This window comes from Streptomyces nodosus (genome assembly GCF_008704995.1).
Taxonomy (GTDB): Bacteria; Actinomycetota; Actinomycetes; order Streptomycetales; family Streptomycetaceae; genus Streptomyces; species Streptomyces nodosus.
Window position 1 is genome coordinate 1,217,183 of sequence record NZ_CP023747.1, and the last position, 19,415, is coordinate 1,236,597.

The 19,415-nt window shown below is 71.0% G+C and carries 12 protein-coding genes and 1 pseudogene; 5 read left to right on the plus strand and 8 right to left on the minus strand.

Annotation, left to right across the window (positions count from 1 at the left end; genetic code table 11):
* Window positions 1–126: 126 nt before the first annotated feature.
* The 3 genes from CP978_RS05470 to CP978_RS05480 form a co-directional block, all read right to left on the minus strand.
* A complete protein-coding gene (locus CP978_RS05470; RefSeq protein WP_043438001.1) occupies window positions 127–1,488 on the minus strand; it encodes a wax ester/triacylglycerol synthase family O-acyltransferase in 1,362 nt (453 codons plus the stop codon).
* A gap of 143 nt (window positions 1,489–1,631) precedes the next feature.
* Window positions 1,632–3,959 (minus strand): GH92 family glycosyl hydrolase, encoded by a 2,328-nt coding sequence (locus tag CP978_RS05475; protein WP_150478148.1) that lies wholly within the window; start codon window positions 3,957–3,959, stop codon window positions 1,632–1,634.
* 156 nt (window positions 3,960–4,115) lie between these two features.
* Window positions 4,116–4,844, minus strand: coding sequence for a (2Fe-2S)-binding protein (locus tag CP978_RS05480; protein WP_043438003.1), 729 nt, complete (start codon window positions 4,842–4,844; stop codon window positions 4,116–4,118).
* Between the two features lie 230 nt (window positions 4,845–5,074).
* Here CP978_RS05480 and CP978_RS05485 point away from each other — a divergent pair, with 230 nt between their 5' ends.
* On the plus strand, window positions 5,075–6,217 hold the full coding sequence (locus tag CP978_RS05485; RefSeq protein ID WP_043438005.1) for a DMT family transporter: 1,143 nt from the start codon (window positions 5,075–5,077) through the stop codon (window positions 6,215–6,217).
* Window positions 6,218–6,253: 36 nt separating this feature from the next.
* Here CP978_RS05485 and CP978_RS05490 read toward each other — a convergent pair whose 3' ends face one another.
* Window positions 6,254–7,519 carry a transglycosylase family protein gene (locus tag CP978_RS05490; protein ID WP_043438007.1) on the minus strand — a complete coding sequence of 422 codons (1,266 nt, stop codon included), beginning with the start codon at window positions 7,517–7,519 and terminating at the stop codon, window positions 6,254–6,256.
* A gap of 333 nt (window positions 7,520–7,852) precedes the next feature.
* Between CP978_RS05490 and gndA the strand changes: the two genes are divergently transcribed.
* Window positions 7,853–9,292, plus strand: coding sequence for an NADP-dependent phosphogluconate dehydrogenase (gndA, locus tag CP978_RS05495; protein ID WP_043438008.1), 1,440 nt, complete (start codon window positions 7,853–7,855; stop codon window positions 9,290–9,292).
* Window positions 9,293–9,779: 487 nt separating this feature from the next.
* Here gndA and panD read toward each other — a convergent pair whose 3' ends face one another.
* A complete protein-coding gene (gene panD / locus CP978_RS05500) occupies window positions 9,780–10,199 on the minus strand; it encodes an aspartate 1-decarboxylase (protein WP_043438009.1) in 420 nt (139 codons plus the stop codon).
* Between the two features lie 492 nt (window positions 10,200–10,691).
* Between panD and CP978_RS05505 the strand changes: the two genes are divergently transcribed.
* A complete protein-coding gene (locus CP978_RS05505; protein WP_043438011.1) occupies window positions 10,692–13,337 on the plus strand; it encodes a SpoIIE family protein phosphatase in 2,646 nt (881 codons plus the stop codon).
* A gap of 101 nt (window positions 13,338–13,438) precedes the next feature.
* Here CP978_RS05505 and CP978_RS05510 read toward each other — a convergent pair whose 3' ends face one another.
* Window positions 13,439–14,701 (minus strand): MFS transporter, encoded by a 1,263-nt coding sequence (locus CP978_RS05510; protein ID WP_043438013.1) that lies wholly within the window; start codon window positions 14,699–14,701, stop codon window positions 13,439–13,441.
* A gap of 32 nt (window positions 14,702–14,733) precedes the next feature.
* On the opposite strand from CP978_RS05510, the gene CP978_RS05515 reads away from it, so the two are divergent.
* Window positions 14,734–15,030 carry a hypothetical protein gene (locus CP978_RS05515; RefSeq protein WP_043438017.1) on the plus strand — a complete coding sequence of 99 codons (297 nt, stop codon included), beginning with the start codon at window positions 14,734–14,736 and terminating at the stop codon, window positions 15,028–15,030.
* Between the two features lie 208 nt (window positions 15,031–15,238).
* Here CP978_RS05515 and CP978_RS05520 read toward each other — a convergent pair whose 3' ends face one another.
* Window positions 15,239–16,552, minus strand: coding sequence for a hypothetical protein (locus tag CP978_RS05520; protein WP_043438020.1), 1,314 nt, complete (start codon window positions 16,550–16,552; stop codon window positions 15,239–15,241).
* Window positions 16,553–17,085: 533 nt separating this feature from the next.
* On the opposite strand from CP978_RS05520, the pseudogene CP978_RS36355 reads away from it, so the two are divergent.
* A pseudogene (locus tag CP978_RS36355) lies at window positions 17,086–17,412 on the plus strand (3'-5' exonuclease); the annotation flags it as partial.
* A gap of 15 nt (window positions 17,413–17,427) precedes the next feature.
* On the opposite strand, the gene CP978_RS05530 reads toward CP978_RS36355, so the two are convergent.
* Entirely contained in the window at window positions 17,428–19,083 is a 1,656-nt protein-coding gene (locus tag CP978_RS05530; RefSeq protein WP_043438022.1) for an N-6 DNA methylase, read from the minus strand.
* Window positions 19,084–19,415 lie beyond the last annotated feature (332 nt).

Sequence of the window (19,415 nt, forward strand, 5' to 3'; positions counted from 1 at the left end):
ACAGGGAATGTTACGGAGCGCCCGGCCGGGTCTCCAAACGCGTGGTGATCATTAAGCGGCGGGACGGACGGAGCGGGCGGCCCGTACGGGTGTACGGACCGCCCGCTCGGGGCCGTGACCGGCCGCTCAGGTGCGGCAGGCCGTCAGCAGGGTCGCCACCTCGTCGGGCACCGCACAGGCCAGCCGCTCCAGGTCAGGAACCGCCCTGGCGTCGGCGACCAGTCCGTAGTGGACGCGCCCGCGATAGGTGGAGATCGCCACCGCCAGGGACTGGCCGCGGGCCAGCGGGGCGAGCGGGTAGATCTCGTCGAGCGGGCTGCCGCCGAGCTTCAGACCGAGGCTGGGCAGCGGCACGCTGGTGACCAGGATGTCGAACCAGAGCCGGGCGGCCTGGCTGACCAGCGGTCCGCCCAGCCGGTGCCCCAGGGCCGGGACATGGTCGGCGAGCAGTGCGACGGCGCCGGCGCCCCGGTTGGGTCCGGCGTCCTTGTTGCGGTCCATGGCGGTGCGCACGCTGCGCAGCCGCTCCAGCGGGTCCGGGTCGGCGACCGGGAGCCGTATCAGATAGCCGGAGAGCCGGTTGCCCTGCGGGTGCGCGGTGCGCGGGCGGCGGTTGGAGACGGGGATCAGGGCCCGGGGTTCGACGCCCGCGCTGCCGTCGCCGCGTTCGTCCAGCCAGCGGCGCAGCGCGCCCGCGACCACGGCGATGAGGACGTCGTTGACGGTGCCGCCCGCCGACTTGCGTACCCGGTGCACATCGTCGAGGTCGACGGCGACACCGGCCGTCAGCCGGGTGCCGCTGGGCTCGGAGGTGAAGGCGGACGACGAGCGCATCCCGAGGGTGGACAGCGCCACGGAGGCGCCGATGTCGAGGGCGCGGCCCACATCGGCGAGCGCGCCGCGCAGGATGTCCGGCAGCTTGCGCACATCCGGCAGGAAGCCCCGGGCGGGCTGCTGGGGGCGCGGCCGGGGCTCCGGCAGATCCATCGGGTCCATGATGGCGGCGGCGAGCGTCAGGGCCCGCAGTCCGTCGGCCAGCGCATGGTGGAACTTGAAGAGCACGGCGAAGGACGTGCCGGACTTCCCCGGCAGCACATGGGCCTCCCACGGCGGCTTGCCGCGCTCCAGCGGGCGCTCCATGAGCCCCCCGGCGACGGCGTGGAAGTCGTCGGTGGGGGCGTGCAGCCGCACATGGTCGAGCGGGTCGAAGTCGGGAGCGGCTTCGCGGGCGGCACCCCCGAGGGCGAGCGGGAGGCGCCCGGCGGCGAGGTCCCGCCGCAGTCGTACGTCCGGCAGCCAGACGTCACGGATGCGCATCCGCAGTCCGGGCACCGCGGCGGCCCGGGCCGCCAGCAGATCGGCGGCATGGGCGCCCGCGGCGGGCGAGTGGCAGGAGAACACCCCGAGGGCGCCGAGATGCATCGGGTGCCGGGCGGACTCGATGTTCCAGAACGCCAGGTCGAGCGGTGCGAGCAGGTCGGAAGTCACGGGCTTGCCTCACATCGACGACGGGTGCCCAAGAAGTCAACCCCCGAAGGACGATTACGGTCAAGTACGATCACGCTACGCTCAGTTAAATTCGGATGACGTCCCGCCCCTCGAAGGGGGGCGGGACCCGGGTGGCACACCGGTCACCGCAGCACGGGGGGCGCCGCGTCGGGCGCCGTACCCCACCCGGACGGCCGCGCGCCAACCGTGAAGTCCACCCTTCCCGAGCGGCGCAATGTGTCGGTGGTGACGAACGTCCGCTCATAGGACCGTCCGCCGATGTGCACGCCCTGGATGTAGCGCCGGCCGTCGGAGGTGCCCGGCGCCGTGACGGTCAGCCGGCCGCCCGGGTAGTACGCCTTGTCCAGGGTCAGGTCGACCCGCTCGAAGACGGGCGTGGTCAGTCCCCAGGTGCGGTAGCCGGGCTGCACCGGGAAGATCCCGATCGAGGACAGCACATGCCAGGCGGACATGGTGCCGAGGTCGTCGTTGCCGGTCATCCCGGTCGGCCCGTCGGTGAACAGGGTCAGCGCGGCGTGCACCACATCGGTCGTCTTCCACGGCTGCCCCGTCGACAGATAGGTGTAGGGGGCGATCAGGTCGGGTTCGTTCTGCGGGTTGTACTTGTCCGCGTTGTAGTAGGCGTAGGGCCCGTGCACCCACACCTCGCGGGTGGTCTTCACCGGGTCCTTCATCAGGCGGTCGTAGGCGAAGAAGGCGTCGAGCCGGTCGCCGGCCGCCTTCTCGCCGCCGATGAGGCCGATCATCCCGCGCAGGTCCTGCGGCACGAGCCACTGGTACTGCCAGGCCGTGCCCTCGTGGAAGCCCTCGCTCCTGGCCGGGTCGGCCGGTCCGGCGAAGGCGCCGGAGGTGTCCCGGGCGCGGAAGAAGCCGGTCGAGGGGTCGAAGACATTGCGGTAGTTCCGCGACCGGGCGGCATAGCGCGCCGCGTCCGCCTGATGGCCGAGGCCCCGCGCCATCTGGGCGAGCATCGCGTCCGAGAGCGCGTACTCCAGGGTCACCGAGCCGCCGTGATGGTAGTCGGAGTCACCGGTCTTGGCGTACGGGCGACCCTTGACGTACGGCGCGAAGCCATGGGCGAGGTACTCCCGGTTGGCCTCCCGGCCCGTGTACATGGTGTCGGCGGGCGGCACGCCGTCCGCGTTCTTCTTCAGCGCACGGTAGGCCCGTTCCTCGTAGCCCTTGAGCAGTCCCTGCTGATAGGCGTTGGTGAGGTAGGGGGTGACCGGGTCGCCGCTCATGATGTTGGTCTCGACGGGCCCGTAGCCCCACTTGGGCAGCCAGCCGCCCTCCTTGTTGACCTTGAGCACGGAGATCGCCATGTCCCGCGCCTCCCGCGGCGCGAGCAGGGACAGCAGCTGGGACTGGGTGCGATAGGTGTCCCACAGGGACCAGTTCTGGTAGTAGCGGAAGCCGCTCTCCCGGTGGATCCGCTGGTCCCAGCCGGTGTAGCGGCCGTCCGCGTCGCTGCCGATGTTCGGCGCCAGGAAGGACCGGTACAGGGAGGAGTAGAAGGCGGCACGCCGGGTGGCGCTGCCGCCCTGCACCCGTACGGTGCCCAGCCGGTCCTCCCAGGCACGCCGGGCGGCCTCCCGGGCCTGTGCGAACGAACCGGCGTGCGCGGCCGCGAGGTTGACCTCGGCGCCGCGCGCGTCGACGTACGACAGCGCGGTGGTCGCCTCCACGGTGCGGTCCTTGGTGGTGTCGAAGGTGACATAGGCGCCGTTGCGACCCGGCCCCGAGGACCTGCGCGCCCCCGGGGTGAGGGAGTCCTGGTACCAGGTGCCGTGCGCGGTGAAGGGGCGGTCGAAGCGGGTCAGGGTGTGCACCGTGTACGGCCGGGTGGAGCGGCAGAAGCCGCTGCCGGTGATCGTGGTGCGCACGGTGCGGTCGTCGAGGATCTCCACCGTGGAGGAGACGTTCCTGTGCAGCGACTGGCCCGCGTTGAGCAGGACGTTCGCCTTGCCGGTGGCCGGGAAGGTGTAGCGCTGCACACCGGTGCGCTCGGTGGCCGTCAGTTCGGCCCGGACGCCGTTGTCGAGCCCGACCCGGTAGTAACCGGGGCTCGCCTGCTCATGGGCGTGGCTGAACGTGGTGGCGTACTTGGCGTAGTCCGTCTCGGTGACGTCTCCGGTCGTGGGCAGCACCGGCAGGTCGCCCCCGATGGCACAGCCGACGCCGGAGAGATGCACCAGGGAGAAGCCGCGGATCCGGTTGCCGGTGTAGTCGTAGCCGGTTCGGTGTCCGGTGTCCGGTGAGAGCTGCACCATGCCGAAGGGCACGGAGGCGCCGGGGAAGGTGTTGCCCTCGTTCTGGGTGCCGATGAACGGGTTGACCAGGTCGGTGAGGCCCCCGTCGGGCGGCGGGGCGGCCTGGGCGGGCGGCGGGAACCACAGGGCCGAGGCCGCCACCACGCCCACGGCGAGGCGCGGGCACCGGGTCCATCTCATCTCGGAAGTCCTCCGGAGGATCGACGTCGTTGCCCACATGGTGCTGGCGGAGCGTCAGTTTCCCGGGGACCCGAAGGGGTTGTTCCGGGACGCGTCGCGGATCGGCGCCCGGTGCGCGCCGCCGCGGGTGACCCCGGGAGCGGAGTCCTGCGGGTCTCAGCCCCGGCCGGGCGGGCGGTCGAAGCAGCAGTCGCCGCACAGTCCGCCGCCGGGCAGCCGGTAGTAGAGACAGCAGCTGCGGCGGCGGCCGGTGACGGGGTCGAGGGTGCCGGACAGACCGGGGTGCCCGAACGACTCGGCGGCCAGTGCACGCGCCCGCTCGGCCACCTCGGTACGGCCGCCCGCCCGCGCCCAGTCGCCGAACATGCGCACACTGCCCGCGAGGGCGGAACCCGCGTTGCCCCACAGCAGCCGACGGGAGACGCCGTACCGGGAGTTCAGGGCGGCCGTGAGCGGCACCAGATGCGCCTCGCGCACCACGGCGTCGAGCGACCCGACGGGCAGCGGGCGGACCTCGCTCAACCAGAGTTCGTCCGGCATGGTGCCGTCCGGGTCCCAGTGCAGCAGCCGGGGGTCCAGATCGGGCACCCGCCCGTAGAGCACGGCACAGCCGAGGGCGACCGACCAGAGCCGGGCCGCCAGTCCCTGGTGGGTGAGGGAGGCCGCGACCCGGATCTCCGGCGCGTGCAGGCTCCGGGCGACCTTGCGGACGCGAAAGGCCAGCGGATCCCCGTGCACTCCGCCGAGGGGGTCGGGCGCGGCGGGGGCGTAGGCCTGGGCCAGGGTCGGCAGCGGGCGGCCCGGCATGCTCGGCGGTGCTCCGGTGCGCAGGACGAAGAAGCCGCCGAGGGCGCCCAGCGCGGCGAGTCCGGGGTCGAGATCCACGAACGTCAGTAGTACCCCATGCCCCGAGAGCGATGGCCGTCAGGGCGACATGGGTACGGTCACCCCTCTTGGGGAGGAGCGCGGGGCACTCGTACTCCATCGGCAGTATGACCCGATGACCGCTCAGGAAGGACGACGGGAAGAGCCGCGCACGGCATCGTGTTCGTCATGAGAGCCGAGCGTTCGTCGTACCGGGCCCCACGCCCCGGTCCCACGCAGAGGAGTCGCTGATGAGCGCCCTCGCGTTGTCCGTGCTGCTGTCGTTCGTCTCCGCCGTGGCCTATGCCGGCGGGGCGATCGTGCAGGAGCAGGTCGCCGTGTCCAGTCCCGACCGGACCTATGCGCCGCTGCGCCGCCCCGCCTGGTGGGCCGCCGTGGTGCTGAACGGTCTGGGCGGACTGCTGCATGTGGTGGCGCTCGCCTACGGTCCGCTCAGCCTGGTGCAGCCGCTGGGCGCGCTGACCATTGTGTTCGCCCTGCCGATGGCGGCCCTGTTCGTGGGCCGCAGGGCCGGGGCGACCGCCTGGCGGGGCGCCGTCATGGCGACCGTGGGGCTCGCGGGTCTGCTGTCCCTGGTCGGCGCCTCCGACGCCCGCTCCCTGAACGATGCCGAGCGGCTGCTGGTGGCCCTGGCGACCGCCGGCGGCGTGGTGGCGCTGATGATCGCGGGGCGCGCGGCGCGACGGCATCCGGCGGTGCGCAGTGTGCTGCTGGCCGTGGGGTCCGGCGCCGCGTTCGGTATGTCCTCGGTGTTCACCAAGACGGTCGCGGTGGACTGGACGAGCGGGATCGCCCTCACCGAGGTGCCGAGCCTGACGGTGATAGGTGTGTTCGCCACGGCCGGCATCCTGCTGTCCCAGGCCGCCTACCGAGGCGCGGGCCTCGCGGCGCCCCTGGCCACCCTGACGGTGGTGAATCCGGTGGTGGCGGCCGCCGTGGGCCTCACCCTGTTCGGGGAGAGCTTCCGCCACGGCACCACGGGCACGGTGCTCGCCCTGGGGTGCGCCGTGGTCGCCGCGGGCGGACTGATCCTGCTGACGACGGAACGGCTCGGCGACGGGCAGGACACGGTGGGGGCCACGGAGGCGGTACCGGAGGCGGTTCCGGGGGCCGTCGCGGGAACGGTTCCGCGGCTCGCGGGGGCCGTCCAGGGGGCGGTCCCCGGGTGCGTCACCGGTACGGAGCCGCTGCGTGAGCCGCTGATCCCGCTGCCCGCACAGGCGTCCGCCCCGAACGCGGCACCCTCGTACGGCGATCTGGACGCGCTGCCCCGCCCCGGCGGGGGACCGTCCTGCCGGTACGGCCCCTTCCACGACGGCTCGTTCGTCCCGGTGCCCGCCCTCGACCGGCACCGCACCCGTTTGAGGTCCTGACCGTCAGCTCGGAGCGTAGAGATCCTGACCGTCAGCTCAGAGGCTGACGCCTCCCGCTCTGAGATAGGCGACCGGATCGATGTCGCTGCCGAATCCGGGCCCCGTCCGCACCTCGAAGTGCAGATGCGGGCCCGTGCTGTTGCCCGTGGAGCCGGAGCGGCCGATGCGCTGGCCGGCCCCCACGGTCTGCCCCTCCTTCACGGAGATCGCCGACAGATGGGCGTACTGCGTATAGCGGCCGTCGGCGTGCCGGACCACGATCTGATAGCCGAAGGAACCGCCCCATCCCGCGCTCACCACCTGCCCGGCCGTCACCGCCCGGACCGAGGTGCCGGTGGGCACGGGGAAGTCGACACCCGTGTGATAGCCCTTCGACCACGACGAGCCCGCGGCGTGGTACGGGGTGCCGGTGTCGGCGTTCACCGGGGCGACCAGGGCATGGCTGCCGGCGGAGTGGGAGGCGGCGCTCCGGTCGGACGTGCTCTTCCGGGACGGGGTCTGCGTTCCGGCCTTGTTCGTTCCGGCCTTGTTCGTTCCGGATGTGGTCTTCCCGGACGTGGTCTTGCCGGTGGTGGACCGAGGGGGCCGGGTGGGCGCGTGCCGGGTGGCCGCAGGCTTGGCGGGCGCCGGGGCCTCGGCCCTCAGGTCCAGGTGCTGGCCGGGCAGGATCAGATCCGGGTCCGCGCCGACCGTGGCGCGGTTGGCGCCGTACAACCGCTGCCAGCCGCCGTCGACATGATGGGTGTCGGCGATGCCCGAGAGCGTGTCGCCGTGCACCACCGTGTACATCTCGACGGTGCCCGCCTGCGACTGGGGTGTGGTCTCCGGTGCCACCTCACGGACGGACCGCTTGTCGGTGGACTTCGCGCCGGCCTGTGTGGTGCCCGGATCGGCGCCTCCCCCGCCGGATCGGGGCTCGGAGTGAGCCCGGGTGAGACCGGCGCGCGGGGAGCAGGCCGGCCAGGCGCCCGGCCCCTGGCCCCCCAGCACCTTCTCGGCCACGGCGATCTGCTGGCTCCTGGTGGCGAGGTCCGCGCGCCCGGCGTACGCCGTACCGCCGTAGGCCTGCCAGGTCGACTGGGTGAACTGCAGTCCGCCGTAATAGCCGTTGCCCGTGTTGATGCTCCAGTTACCGCTGGACTCACAGGCGGCGACCTTGTTCCAGGTGCCCGCATCGGCCGCGTGCGCGACGCCGACGCCGATGAGGGGGAGCGCCATGCCCGCGCCGCCCGCCGTGACGGTGAGCGAGGCGCGGTTGATCCTTGTCGGCTGATACCGGCGGTGCCGGCCGCGTACGGCCATGGGGACCCCCTCGACATGCGTCAGGAGGGGCAAAAGTAAACGCCGCAAACAGGCCATGACAAGACGGCAATCAGCCGCTCCACAGCGTCAACTGGCCATGAATAGCGGCCTGCTGCCCATCGACTGCCCATCTGCCGTCCGCCTGCCGTCCGCCTGCTCCCCGCTCGCCGGGACACACGGATGTGCGGTTGTGCGGATGTGCGGCGGTCGCATCGGCGCGTCAGGATGGTCGTCCGGCGATACTGACGAGCACGATCGGCATCAGCCCCACCGAGATGTCTCAGGACCGAACCAGGCACCGCCCGTTCCAGGACCCCTTAGGAGCCAACCGTCATGAGCACTTCAGCCCAGATCGGCGTCACGGGTCTCGCGGTCATGGGCCGCAATCTCGCCCGCAATTTCGCGCGCAACGGCTATACGGTCGCCCTGCACAACCGTACGGCGTCACGGACCCATGATCTCGTGAAGGACTTCGGGCACGAGGGCGACTTCGTCGCAACCGAGACCGCGAAGGACTTCGTGGCGGCGCTGGAGCGACCCCGACGCCTGATGATCATGGTCAAGGCGGGCGATCCCACCGATGCGGTGATCCAGGAGTTCGCCCCGCTCCTGGAGCCCGGCGACATGATCATCGACGGTGGCAACGCGCACTTCGCCGACACCCGCCGCCGCGAGAAGCAGCTGCGTGAGCAGGGCATCCACTTCGTCGGCACCGGTATCTCCGGCGGTGAGGAGGGCGCGCTGCACGGCCCGAGCATCATGCCTGGCGGCTCGACGGAGTCGTACGCCTCTCTCGGCCCGATGCTGGAGAAGATCTCCGCCAAGGCACCGGACGGGGCGCCGTGTGTGACGCACATCGGTCCCGACGGCGCCGGGCACTTCGTGAAGATGGTCCACAACGGCATCGAGTACGCCGATATGCAGCTCATCGGAGAGGCGTACCAGCTGCTGAGGGACGTCGGCGGCTACCGGCCCGCACAGATCGCGGAGATCTTCCGCACCTGGAACACCGGACGGCTGGACTCGTACCTCATCGAGATCACGGCGGAGGTGCTGGCCCATGCGGACGCCGCGACGGGCAAGCCGTTCGTGGACGTGATCCAGGACCAGGCGGAACAGAAGGGCACCGGCCGCTGGACCGTGCAGATCGCACTGGACCTCGGGGTACCGGTGTCGGGCATCGCGGAGGCGGTGTTCGCCCGCTCGCTGTCCGGGCACACCGCGCTGCGCGACGCCTCCCGAGGCCTGGCCGGACCGAAGCCCGCACCGCTGGGCGAGGCCGAGGCGGCGGCCTTCGCGGACCGTGTGGAACAGGCGCTCTACGCCTCGAAGATCGTGTCGTACACCCAGGGCTTCCATGAGATCGCCGCGGGCAGCGAGGAGTACGACTGGGACATCGATCTCGGCGAGGTGGCCGCCATCTGGCGCGGCGGCTGCATCATCCGCGCGGTCTTCCTCGACCGCATCCGCTCCGCCTACGACGCCCGCCCGGACCTGCCGAGCCTGCTGTCCGACGAGGCCTTCGCCCGGGAGATCGCGCAGGCGCAGGACGACTGGCGCAAGGTGCTGGCCACCGCGACCCGCCAGGGCGTACCCACCCCCGGTTTCTCCGCGGCCCTCGCCTACTACGACGCCCTGCGGGCCGAACGGCTGCCCGCCGCGCTCACCCAGGGGCTGCGGGACTTCTTCGGCGCCCACACCTACCGGCGCACGGACCGGGAGGGCTCCTTCCACACGCTGTGGGGCGGGGACCGGTCGGAGATCGGGGCGTAGCGCTGCGCTCTTTGTGCACGGGTGCCCGGAGGGTTTCCCCCGGGCACAGTCGCTCCCCCGGCCACGCCGGGGGGGAGCCTCAGATCAGAGGCGGGCCCGGTTCGGGTGCCGGAGTGGGCTCCGGGCCCGGCGGCTCCGGAACCGGCGACGGCGGCGGCTCGGGAGCGGGCCCCGGCTCGGGCACCGGTTCCGGACCGGGCTCCGGGCGGTCCGGCCCCGGCCCCGGAGGCGTCGGCCCCGGCCCGGGCGGTGGGGGAGACGGCGGTACGGGCTCAGGCTCAGGTTCGGGTTCCGGTGCGGGGCCCGGTTCGGGTGCCGGCTCGGGCCCCGGTGTCGGTCCCGGACCGGGGGGCGGTCCCGGCTGTGCGGGATCGGGGAGCGGGCGCGTCATCATGTCCTCCAGCCATGAGCCATGGATCACCTCGGCCATGGGCTGCTCCCCGGGTACCCGGCCGCCCGGCGGCCACTCCCCCGGCGGGCCGACGGGTCAGACCGTGACGGCGTGCGGGCTGCGCTCCTGCTCCGACCCCGGCACCGGAGCGGACGGATCGGCGCCCAGCTCCACGACCCGGTTGTCCCCGTCCACATGCACCACCCGCGGCCGCAGGGCCCGCGCCTCGGCATCGGTCACCTGGGCGTAGCTGATCAGGATCACCAGGTCGCCGACATGGACCAGATGGGCCGCGGCCCCATTGATCCCGACAACCCCGGAACCCCGCTCGCCCTCGATGACATACGTCTCCAGCCGGGCACCGTTGCTGACATCCACGATATGGACCAGCTCCCCGGGCAGCAGATCGGCGGCGTCCATCAGATCGGCGTCGATGGTCACCGATCCCACATAGTGCAGGTCGGCCTGGGTGACGGTGGCGCGGTGGATCTTGGATTTAAACATGGTGCGCAGCATTGTGGACTCCTAGAGAACGGCTCCCTGCCAGCTTTCTGCAGGTCAAGGGCTGTTTCGACACCCTACAACGAGCGCATGACCGGTGCGCCCGCACCGGTCGGCCACCGGTCAAGGCAGCACTCAAGAAGCTGATCCTGCAGCTCGCTCGGGAGAGTGCGGAGTGGGGCCACGGGCTGACGTTCGCACTCGCCGACTTCGGATTCATCGGGCGGGAGAACTCGGGCCGACGGGCGACGAGACCCGCGGCCCGGAGCGCATCTTTCCCCGCGCCGGCCAGAAGTCACCTCCGAAGCCACGTAATGCTAGAAAAGGAACATGATGGGATTTTCGTGGCGATCGCCAGCCTCGTGGCCTTGGCCGCTCCCTCCGCGCGCGCGTTCCTCAGCCCCCAGACGCAAACCCGCCCATCACGAGCCACTCCAGGTGCCTCCTGGCCGTGCACCGCCCCGGTGGCCGCGCGTCCGGGGGCTTTGGCACAGCGTTGCAGGCCAGGTGTTTGTGCTGCAGGCGGCGGTCGTGGTCGTCCTGGTCATCGCAGCGGTGGCGGCCCTGATACTGCAGGCCCGGCGCGCCAGCCTGCAGGACGCCCGCGTACGCACACTGGCGGTGGCCCAGGCATTCGCGAGCGACCCTGGGACGGCGCAGGCACTGACCGCCCGCAATCCCACCGCAATCCTGCAGCCGCGCGCCGAGCAGGTCCGCAAGCAGACCGGTGTCGCCTTCGTCGTCGTCTTCAATCACGACGGGATCCGTGTCACCCACCCCAACCCCTCCTTGATCGGGAAACGCGTCATCGGCCCGTACCAGCAGCAAACGGTCGAGGGCCGCACCGTCACGAGAACCTTCACCACCTCCCGCGGCCCGGCTGTCGACTCGGGCGTGCCCGTCATCCGGGCGGACGGGAAGATCGTCGGTGCCGTGTCCGTCGCGATCACCGTCCAGCGCGTGAACGTGATGGTGAACCGGCAGGTGCCGATGGTGCTGGGGGCTGCCGCCGTCGCGCTCGCCCTGGGCACGGGCGGATCCGCGCTGGTGAGCCGACGGCTGCGCCAGCAGACCCACGGCCTCGGACCGGCCGAGATGACCCTCATGTACGAGCACCACGACGCCGTGCTGCACGCCGTCCGGGAAGGCGTTCTGATCACCACGGGAGACGGGCGGCTGATGCTGGCCAACGACGAGGCCCGGCGACTGCTGGATCTTCCCCCGGACGCGGAGCAGCGCCACATCACCGACCTGGGACTGGATCCGGAGATGGTCGACCTGCTGACGGCGGACCGGCCGGTCACCGACCAGGTGCACTTCGCCGGGGAGCGGCTGCTGGCCGTCAACGTAAGGCCCACCCCTTTCTCCGGGGGACAGGCGGGCTGTGCGGTGACCCTGCGGGACTCCACCGAACTGCGGGCGCTCGCAGGCAGGGCCGAGCGGGCCCAGCGGCGACTGCGGCTGCTGTACGAAGCGGGCATGCGGGTAGGCACCACCCTGGACGTGACGCGCACCGCGGAGGAACTGACCGAGGTCGCCATTTCCCGTTTCGCCGACTACGCCACCGTCGAGCTGCTGGAGCCTGTGCTGCACGGCGCCGAGCTGCAGGACTCGGCGATTCTGCTCCGCACCGCCTGGCGCGGCGTGAGGCAAGATGCTCAGTTCGCCCCGACCGGCGAGCGCGTCGTCTGGGACGCGTCCACTCCGATGGCGATGGCCCTGACCGGCGGACACGCGGTGCTGGAGCGGGATCTGACCGTCTCCCCCAGTTGGCTTGCGCGGGTACCGGAGCTGGCCCGCCTGGTGCCCGACCTGGGGATCCGTTCGCTGATCAGCGTGCCGCTCCAGGCCCGGGGCATGGTTCTGGGCCTGGTCACCTTCTGGCGCTCTGAACACAGCGGCCCGTTCGAGGAAGAGGATCTGCCCGTCACCGAGGAGCTGGCCGCCCGCGCCGGGGTGTGCATCGACAACGCCCGCCGCTACACCCGCGAACACTCCATGGCCGTCACCTTGCAGCACAGCCTGCTCCCCCGCACCCTGCCCCAGCAGAACGCGCTGGAGATCGCCCACCGCTACCTTCCCGCCCAGGCCGGGGTGGGCGGCGACTGGTTCGACGTCCACCCGCTGCCCGGAGCCCGCGTAGCCCTGGTGGTCGGCGACGTCGTCGGCCACGGCCTGCACGCCGCCGCGACCATGGGACGCCTGCGCACCGCCATCCTCAACTTCTCCACCCTCGACCTGCCCCCGGACGAACTCCTCGGCCACCTCGACGAGCTGGTCACCCGGATCGACCAGGATGTGGCAGAGGGGGAACAGGACATCACCGGGGCTACGTGCCTCTACGCCATCTACGACCCGGTGGCCGGACAGGTCACCCTGGCCAGGGCCGGCCATCCGGGACCCGCCCTGGTCCATCCGGACGGCACGGTCGTCCTCCCCGACGTTCCCGGCTCCCCACCCCTGGGCCTGGGCGGCAGCCTGCCCTTCGAGTCCGCGGAACTGCTGCTGCCGGAAGGATCCAGCCTGGTTCTGTTCACCGACGGCCTGATCGAGACCCGCGACCGGGACATCGACACCGGCCTCGCCCTGCTACGGCAGGCCCTCACCGAACCCCCGCACTCCCCGCCCCGCGATCCGGAGCAGACCTGCCAGGCAGTCTTCGACGCCCTGCAACCGGCCCACCCCCGCGACGACATCGCCCTGCTCGTAGCCCGCACCCGCCTGCTCGACCCCGCCCAGGTCGCCACCTGGAACGTACCCCGGGACCCCTCGGCCGTCGCCCGCATCCGCGCCGATGCCAGCCGCCAGCTCGAGGTGTGGGGTCTGGAGGAGATCGGCTTCATCACCGAGCTGATCGTCAGCGAGCTGATCACAAACGCGATCCGCTACGGGGCCGAGCCGATCCGCCTGCGCCTGCTGCGGGACCGCACCCTGATCTGCGAGGTTGCCGACGGCAGCAACACCTCTCCCCACCTGCGCAGGGCCGCGATCACCGACGAGGGTGGACGTGGCCTGTTCCTCGTGGCCCAACTCACCCAGCGCTGGGGAACCCGCTACACCCGCAGCGGCAAGATCATCTGGACCGAACAGGCCCTCCACGAGGCGCCGGAGGGCGTCGGCCCGCTCCTGATCGACGCCCTTCCCATGCAGTGACCCGGGCACGATGCCCGTCCCGGTCACCGATGTGGGTGACAGGAACCGGGGCGGCAGCACAGGGCAAGCCGACCGCATACGCCGAGCGTCCGGCCGGGCGGTCAAACGGGACTCCGGCCGCTGAACTTCAGCAGCGCCGGTACCCGCAGAGCCACGAGCCCGAGTACGGCGACGAGGACGAGGCCGGCACCGAAGGTGGTACGGGCCACCCCGATCCGTTCCGCGATCAGCCCGAGGACGAGGGTGGCGACCGGCATGATGCCGATGGCTAGCTCCTGCAGGCCGAGGGCCCGGCCGTGGACGGCCGGGTCGGTCGTCAAGAGCAGCAGCGTGGTCTGCAGCACGCCGAAGGCCGCACTGCTCAGGCCGATCACGCACATCAGCACGAGCGACAGCGACACCGTGTGGGACAGGGCGAACAGGGCCCAGAGAACGGCCCAGACCGCGGTGCCGACCACGAACAGGGCACCCTTGCCGCGAAAGTCGCCCAGTCCGGCGATGACGAGCGAGCCGACGAGACCCCCGATGCCGCAGCAGGTCAGAAGGGCGCCGAGACCTGCGGCGTCGAGCCCGAGGGACTCCTCGGCGAAGACCGGCATGAAGGACTGGTACACCGGCCACAGCAGTGTGTTCGCCGCCAGCGTGACCAGGAGTACCGCCACCGCGAGCGGGTTGCGTCCGACACTCCGGAAGCCGCCGGCCACCATCGCCAGGACGGACTGGGCCTCGTCGTGGACGACCTTCCCGTACCCGCGCAGGGGCAGGAGAAGTACGAGCGAGGCGCCGTACCAAGCGGCCGAGACCCACAGGGCGGCAGGGGCACCGATCACCGCGACCATCGCACCGCCGAGCCCGGGGCCGATCACCTGCGTCATGTTCAGCGCCATGGCGTTGAGCGCGTTGGCGTTGGAGAGGTGCTCCCGGCCCACGAGCTCGAGAACCAGCGAGGCCCGGGCCGGTTGCGAGGGTGACTGGGCAAGGCCGATGGCCAGCCCGCCGACGACCAGGCCCCAGTACGGCAGCAGGCCGACCGTCGCCAGTGCCGCCACCACTGCGACGGCGCCCATGGCCCACGCACAGGCGATGGTCAACAGCCGAACACGGTTGTGCCGGTCGGCGACCGCACCGGCCACCGGTCCGAGGAGCATCGGAGCCAGGCGCGCGGCAGTGAACACCGCGACGAGGAACTCGGAGTGCGTCGTCTCGAACGCGAGCCAACCGAGCACCAGGGTCTGCGTCCACACGCCCCCGAAGAAGGACACATTGGAGAACCACAGTCGTTGGAAAGGCCGGTTCCCCCGCAGCGAGGCCAGCGCGGCACGCCGCCCGGGCTTGTTGCTGGAGGCGGTTGTCGCCGTTGACACCTGAGGGGAGCTCTCTTCGGGAGGGGTCTTGAGTGGGAACAGGTTCAGAGGAGGACGTCCTGTGGATCCACAGCAACGACCCGGACATCGAGGGCACACTGACGGTGATGGGCGAGGCATTGACGGAAGAGACCCGACAGCGCGTCACCACCTGTACGGACATGCCGGTCCTGGATCTCTGGTTCGACCGCGCGATCGACGCGACCACCCTCGACGAGGTCTTCGCCGCGCCCTCCGCCACGGACCGGATCCCCGCACCCGCCCAGAGCCCGGAGCAGACCGGAATCCCCAGCCAGAGCCCAGGAGTACCCGGCTCCTCGACCGACTGACACCGGTTCGCCCCGCTTGTTCCGTGTGAGAGCGAGCGGAGCCTTGGGAAAGCTGCGACAAGGGCCCCTGGCCGGCGCGGGCGTCGCCTCGTGCTCGGCCGCGCACGGCCGCAGACATCGGGCACGTCGTGCTCGCGTTGCCACAACCGCGTTCCAGGTTTCGGGCAGTCCCGCACCACAGACCAAGTGAGTGCGGGCGCGCCCGCGCCTACGCGGCCAACGCGGGAAGCACGACCACCGAGCCGTCCTTGTCGCGGGCGATCTCGATCGCCACGTCCGGCGTGCGGCTGTCGACCATGACGCCGTCGCCCAGCTTGTGGATCCGGTTCGCCGTGCGCATGAGGCGATCGACTTCACTGGTCGTGAAGACGGGTCGCAGACCTTGCGGACGTGCCAGCTCCAGCGCCGACAGGCGTTGCAGGACACCGGCGATGCCCGACTCCAGTGTGTCGAGGCGCTGCTGGTCGACCTTGAGCGCGCGGACGAAGTTCTCGAACGGGTTGCCGGGGTCGCTCTGGGCGTGCTCGACGGCCTGCAGGACGTTGACCCGCCGCTTCAGCGCAATGGCCAGGGCGGCGAGTTCGAGGTGGGCGCGGAACGTGCCGCCGTCCTCGTCGACGCCGGGGAACGACTTGGTCAGCGTGCCGATCTCGACGGCCTTGCCGTCGGGCAGTTTGTCGAGTGCGTTCTGCCACCGGGCGAGGCGGCGGTCGGCGGCGCCCAGCACCGTGTTGATGGCATGCACTGCCGAGTCCAGTCCCAGCGAGACACCGAGCTTGCCCTGGTCGAGCAGAACGGCGGTGGCTTTGGCGATGGCGTCGCGGCAGCCGTCGAGTTCGCTGTACTCCTTCTCCAGCTCCTGTTCCTGCAGTTGCTCCAGCAGTTCTGTGATGTGCTCGATGGCCTGCTGGCGCTTGGAGTCGGCGTTCGCGCTCACCCCCACCGCCACGGCCATGAGCACGAGCGGCGCGGCCACGGTGAGCGCCGCGCTGCCGGCGAACGCGACACCGGCTGTCGCACCGGCTCCACCGACTGCGCCCGCTGCTGCCGCTTTGCCGACCGGCTCGAACGTCGCGCCGGCGACGATGCGGCCCGTCGTCGAGTTCACGAGTGCACCGCGGATGCCACCGGCAGACCCCTTCGCCCCCATCGAACAAACAATGCCCTGACCGAACTGCGCAGCGACCTTCGCCGGAACCACCATGCGATACAGGCCTTCGCCGGCAGCGGTCGCCTTGGCCGCCGTGGAGGAACTCCGCGCTGACTGCGTGATGAGCTGCGACAGGTTCTGCGCCAAGGGGCTCGCGGCATCGAGCGGGATACCGCGGCTGCGGTCGAGCTGGTCGGGCAGCGGATGCACCTCAAGTGTGGCGATCGCCTCGTCGGCCAGGGCGGCCAGCACGCTGCGCAGTTCAGCCAAGCGTTCAGCCGTCATCGGCCCGTCTCCGGCCAATGCGGGCACCTGGACGTCACCGGTTGCCAGCGTCCACACCGGAACGGTTGCCTTGCGGTAGTCAATCATGGTCTCCCCTAGTTTTCCCACAACAGCCTACGGCTGATATCCGACGAGAACGGTGGATCCTCGTCCTCTCGGATCGCAGCGCCCAAACGTCACTCGCCACACATCGGACCGTCTCGGAACCGGGCCGGCTTCATCGCATGCCCGTAGCCGCAGTCGCGCCGTCACCGCATCTGCACCCACCCCTGCAACCCCTCGAATCGATGCGTGACGTACACGGCTTCGCCCCCCACCCCGCCACGGACGCCGGTACCACGACCCGCCAACCGCCGGTAAGCCAGAGCTGCCGCAGCCGTGGAGCCTCCATGGCCCGATGGGACTCGAGTTCCGGTCACGTACCGCTCGGGGCGCAGCGGTTCTCCGCAGCCGCCGAGAAGCGTGCCGCACCAGAAGTCGTCCCTCCCGAACTGGCGGAGGAACTCGTCCAGGTTGTACGGCTGTTCAGGAAGGATGACCGCCTGGTCCGAGTCGCGGCCCCCGATGACCGCGGTCTGGATGAGACGGGAGTCGATCTGCCTCACGGGTCGGAGACTGGCGACGCGGCCGAGGAGAAACTGAGGGCCGGCGGCATCCCGGTGCTGCGGGTCAAGGGGCAGGTCGCACAGCGCCCCGAGGGGATACGACTGGCGACGATGCATGCGATGAAGGGGCTGGAGTTCCGCGCGGTGTCCGTTCTCGGTGCAGGCGAGGGCACGATCCCGTTCGCGCGTGAGATCACGCCGCGTGAGGCGGACCCGTTGCAGCACCACGCCGATCTGCTCCGGGAACGCTGTCTGCTCTTCGTCGCCTGCACGCGCGCTCGCGAAGCACTGAGCGTGACGTGGAGCGGGACTCCGAGCCCCTTTCTGCCGGACCCGGCCTGACCGGCCGCCCGGCCTTCACTCATGCGGCGCCAGGGCCCCGGTGGCGAGGCCGTCCCGGGCGATCTCGGTGAGCTGCCGGCTCAGCTCGTCGACCTTGCGCATGCCCTCCTCAAACGTAGCAAGCGCCCGGAAGACGGAGCCGTACCGGCGCTGGTCGTCGATGCCCATACGGGGGATGCGTGAACCTCTGCCGTCGAGGCGGTAGGTCCCGCTGGCGCTCGTGGAGCGGCGTGCGTTGACGGAGCTGTGCAGGAATCCCTGCAGATAGTCGGTGTCGAGCTGCTCGCTGGCGGAGACCGGCTCCGGCCCCTCGTACGCGACGAGTCCGGCGCGAGCGAGATCCGCGACGCTGATGGTGGCGGCGTCCAGTGAACCCGTTCCGCCGCCGGCCACGAGTTCGGGCACGAGTGCGGTAAGCCGGCGGATCTGGTCCTCGAGCTCCTTGCGCAGAGCGGCGTACTCGCCGGGATAGTCGCGGTGGCGGGATCGCAGGTGACTGCCAGGGGTCAGATCGACGGTGTCGTCGAGGAGCTCGATCAGGGGTACGTCGGCGACCTGGTCGGGTCGTGGTTCCAGGCTGCCCTCGGGATTGTTGCCGGTCAGGTCGACCATGCGAACGGTGTGGTTCGTGTCCGTGCCCGCCGTGTTCTCGGGGCGCCGCAGACACCAGAGATGGACGGGCAGGGCGTGAGAGGTCGCCGTCCCTGGCGGGAGGGCGACCATGTGGCGCAGGATGCCTCGGCGTACAAGTTCTGAGCGAATGCGGCGGCCGGCCTTGCGGTAAGCGGCCGAGGCCGGCATGGCCATGAAGACCTGGCCGCCGGGCTTGGTGTGCGCGTAGGCGTGCTGGAGCCACGCGAGCTCCCCCTCGGCCTTGGACGGAACGCCGAGTTCCCAGCGCGGGTCCAGCAGCAGTTCCTCTCGTCCCCACTCGGTCACACCTGCCGGTGGGTCGCAGACGACCAGATCGGCCTTGAGATCCGGCCATGCGTCCGCCCGCAGTGAATCACCTGCCACGATGCGTACATCGGACCGGCCCAGGAGGCCGGCGCGGAGTTGCGCGAAACGGGCGCTGCCGGCATCCGTCTCCTGGCCACGGCAATGCGTCCCCGCTTCGGAGGCGACGGACAGGAGCAGCACCCCTGTCCCGCAGGCGGGATCGAAGACCGTGGCGTCGGCCGGCAGCTCAGGGGCGAAGTGGCAGACCGCGCGCACCACGCGCTCGGGTGTCACCTGATCCGATCCCGCCCGCCGGGCGGAGTCCATGAACCGTTCCGTCAGTCCGTTCACGAGGTCGACCGGCTCTTCGGTTCGGGTGAGTTCCTGCATCCGGAGGGAGACGTCATCCGCCAGTCCTGGCCCGGCTTCTCCTGCCAGCACCGCGGCCACCGCGGCAAGTCCCGCGATCATCTGTTCGCCATACGCGGCCCGCATGGCCTGCCACAATTCGACCTCCGGCGACACTTCCTGGCCTTTGCGCTGCTTGTCCAGCCACTCCTGGACCTCGGCAAGCGCGTAAAGCGGACTGTTCGCGGCACCTGCCGCGGGCGCGGGGAAGTCTTCGTAGCGCCGACGCCAATTGGACACAGCCGCCCGAGTCACTCCGGCCAGCCGGGCGATCTCAGAAGCGGTGACAAGGGGGCCGACCGAAGGGGCGGCATTGTCCGTCATAGTCACAGCGCATACGGGGCACTGACCCGTCGCCAGAACTCAATGCGTTGACGACGTACACGGGTTATCCACATCCGGGACGTTTACCTATTTTCCCCTGGCCGATACGACATACGTCCGCCGGCCCTCCGGAGTCCGGACTCCGGTGACACGCCTGAAGAACGCGGGCACCCGCCATGGACGGCGCGCGGCGCCAGGAAGCGCGAGGGCGTCGGTCCGCGGGCGGCTGACAGCGCCGACCCCTCCCCGGCCGGACCGAGCCCCTCCCCGGGACACCTCGCCCGCCCGACCGGAGCGGTCGGCGCTGTCTCGAACGGGGTGCGGGTGGCCGT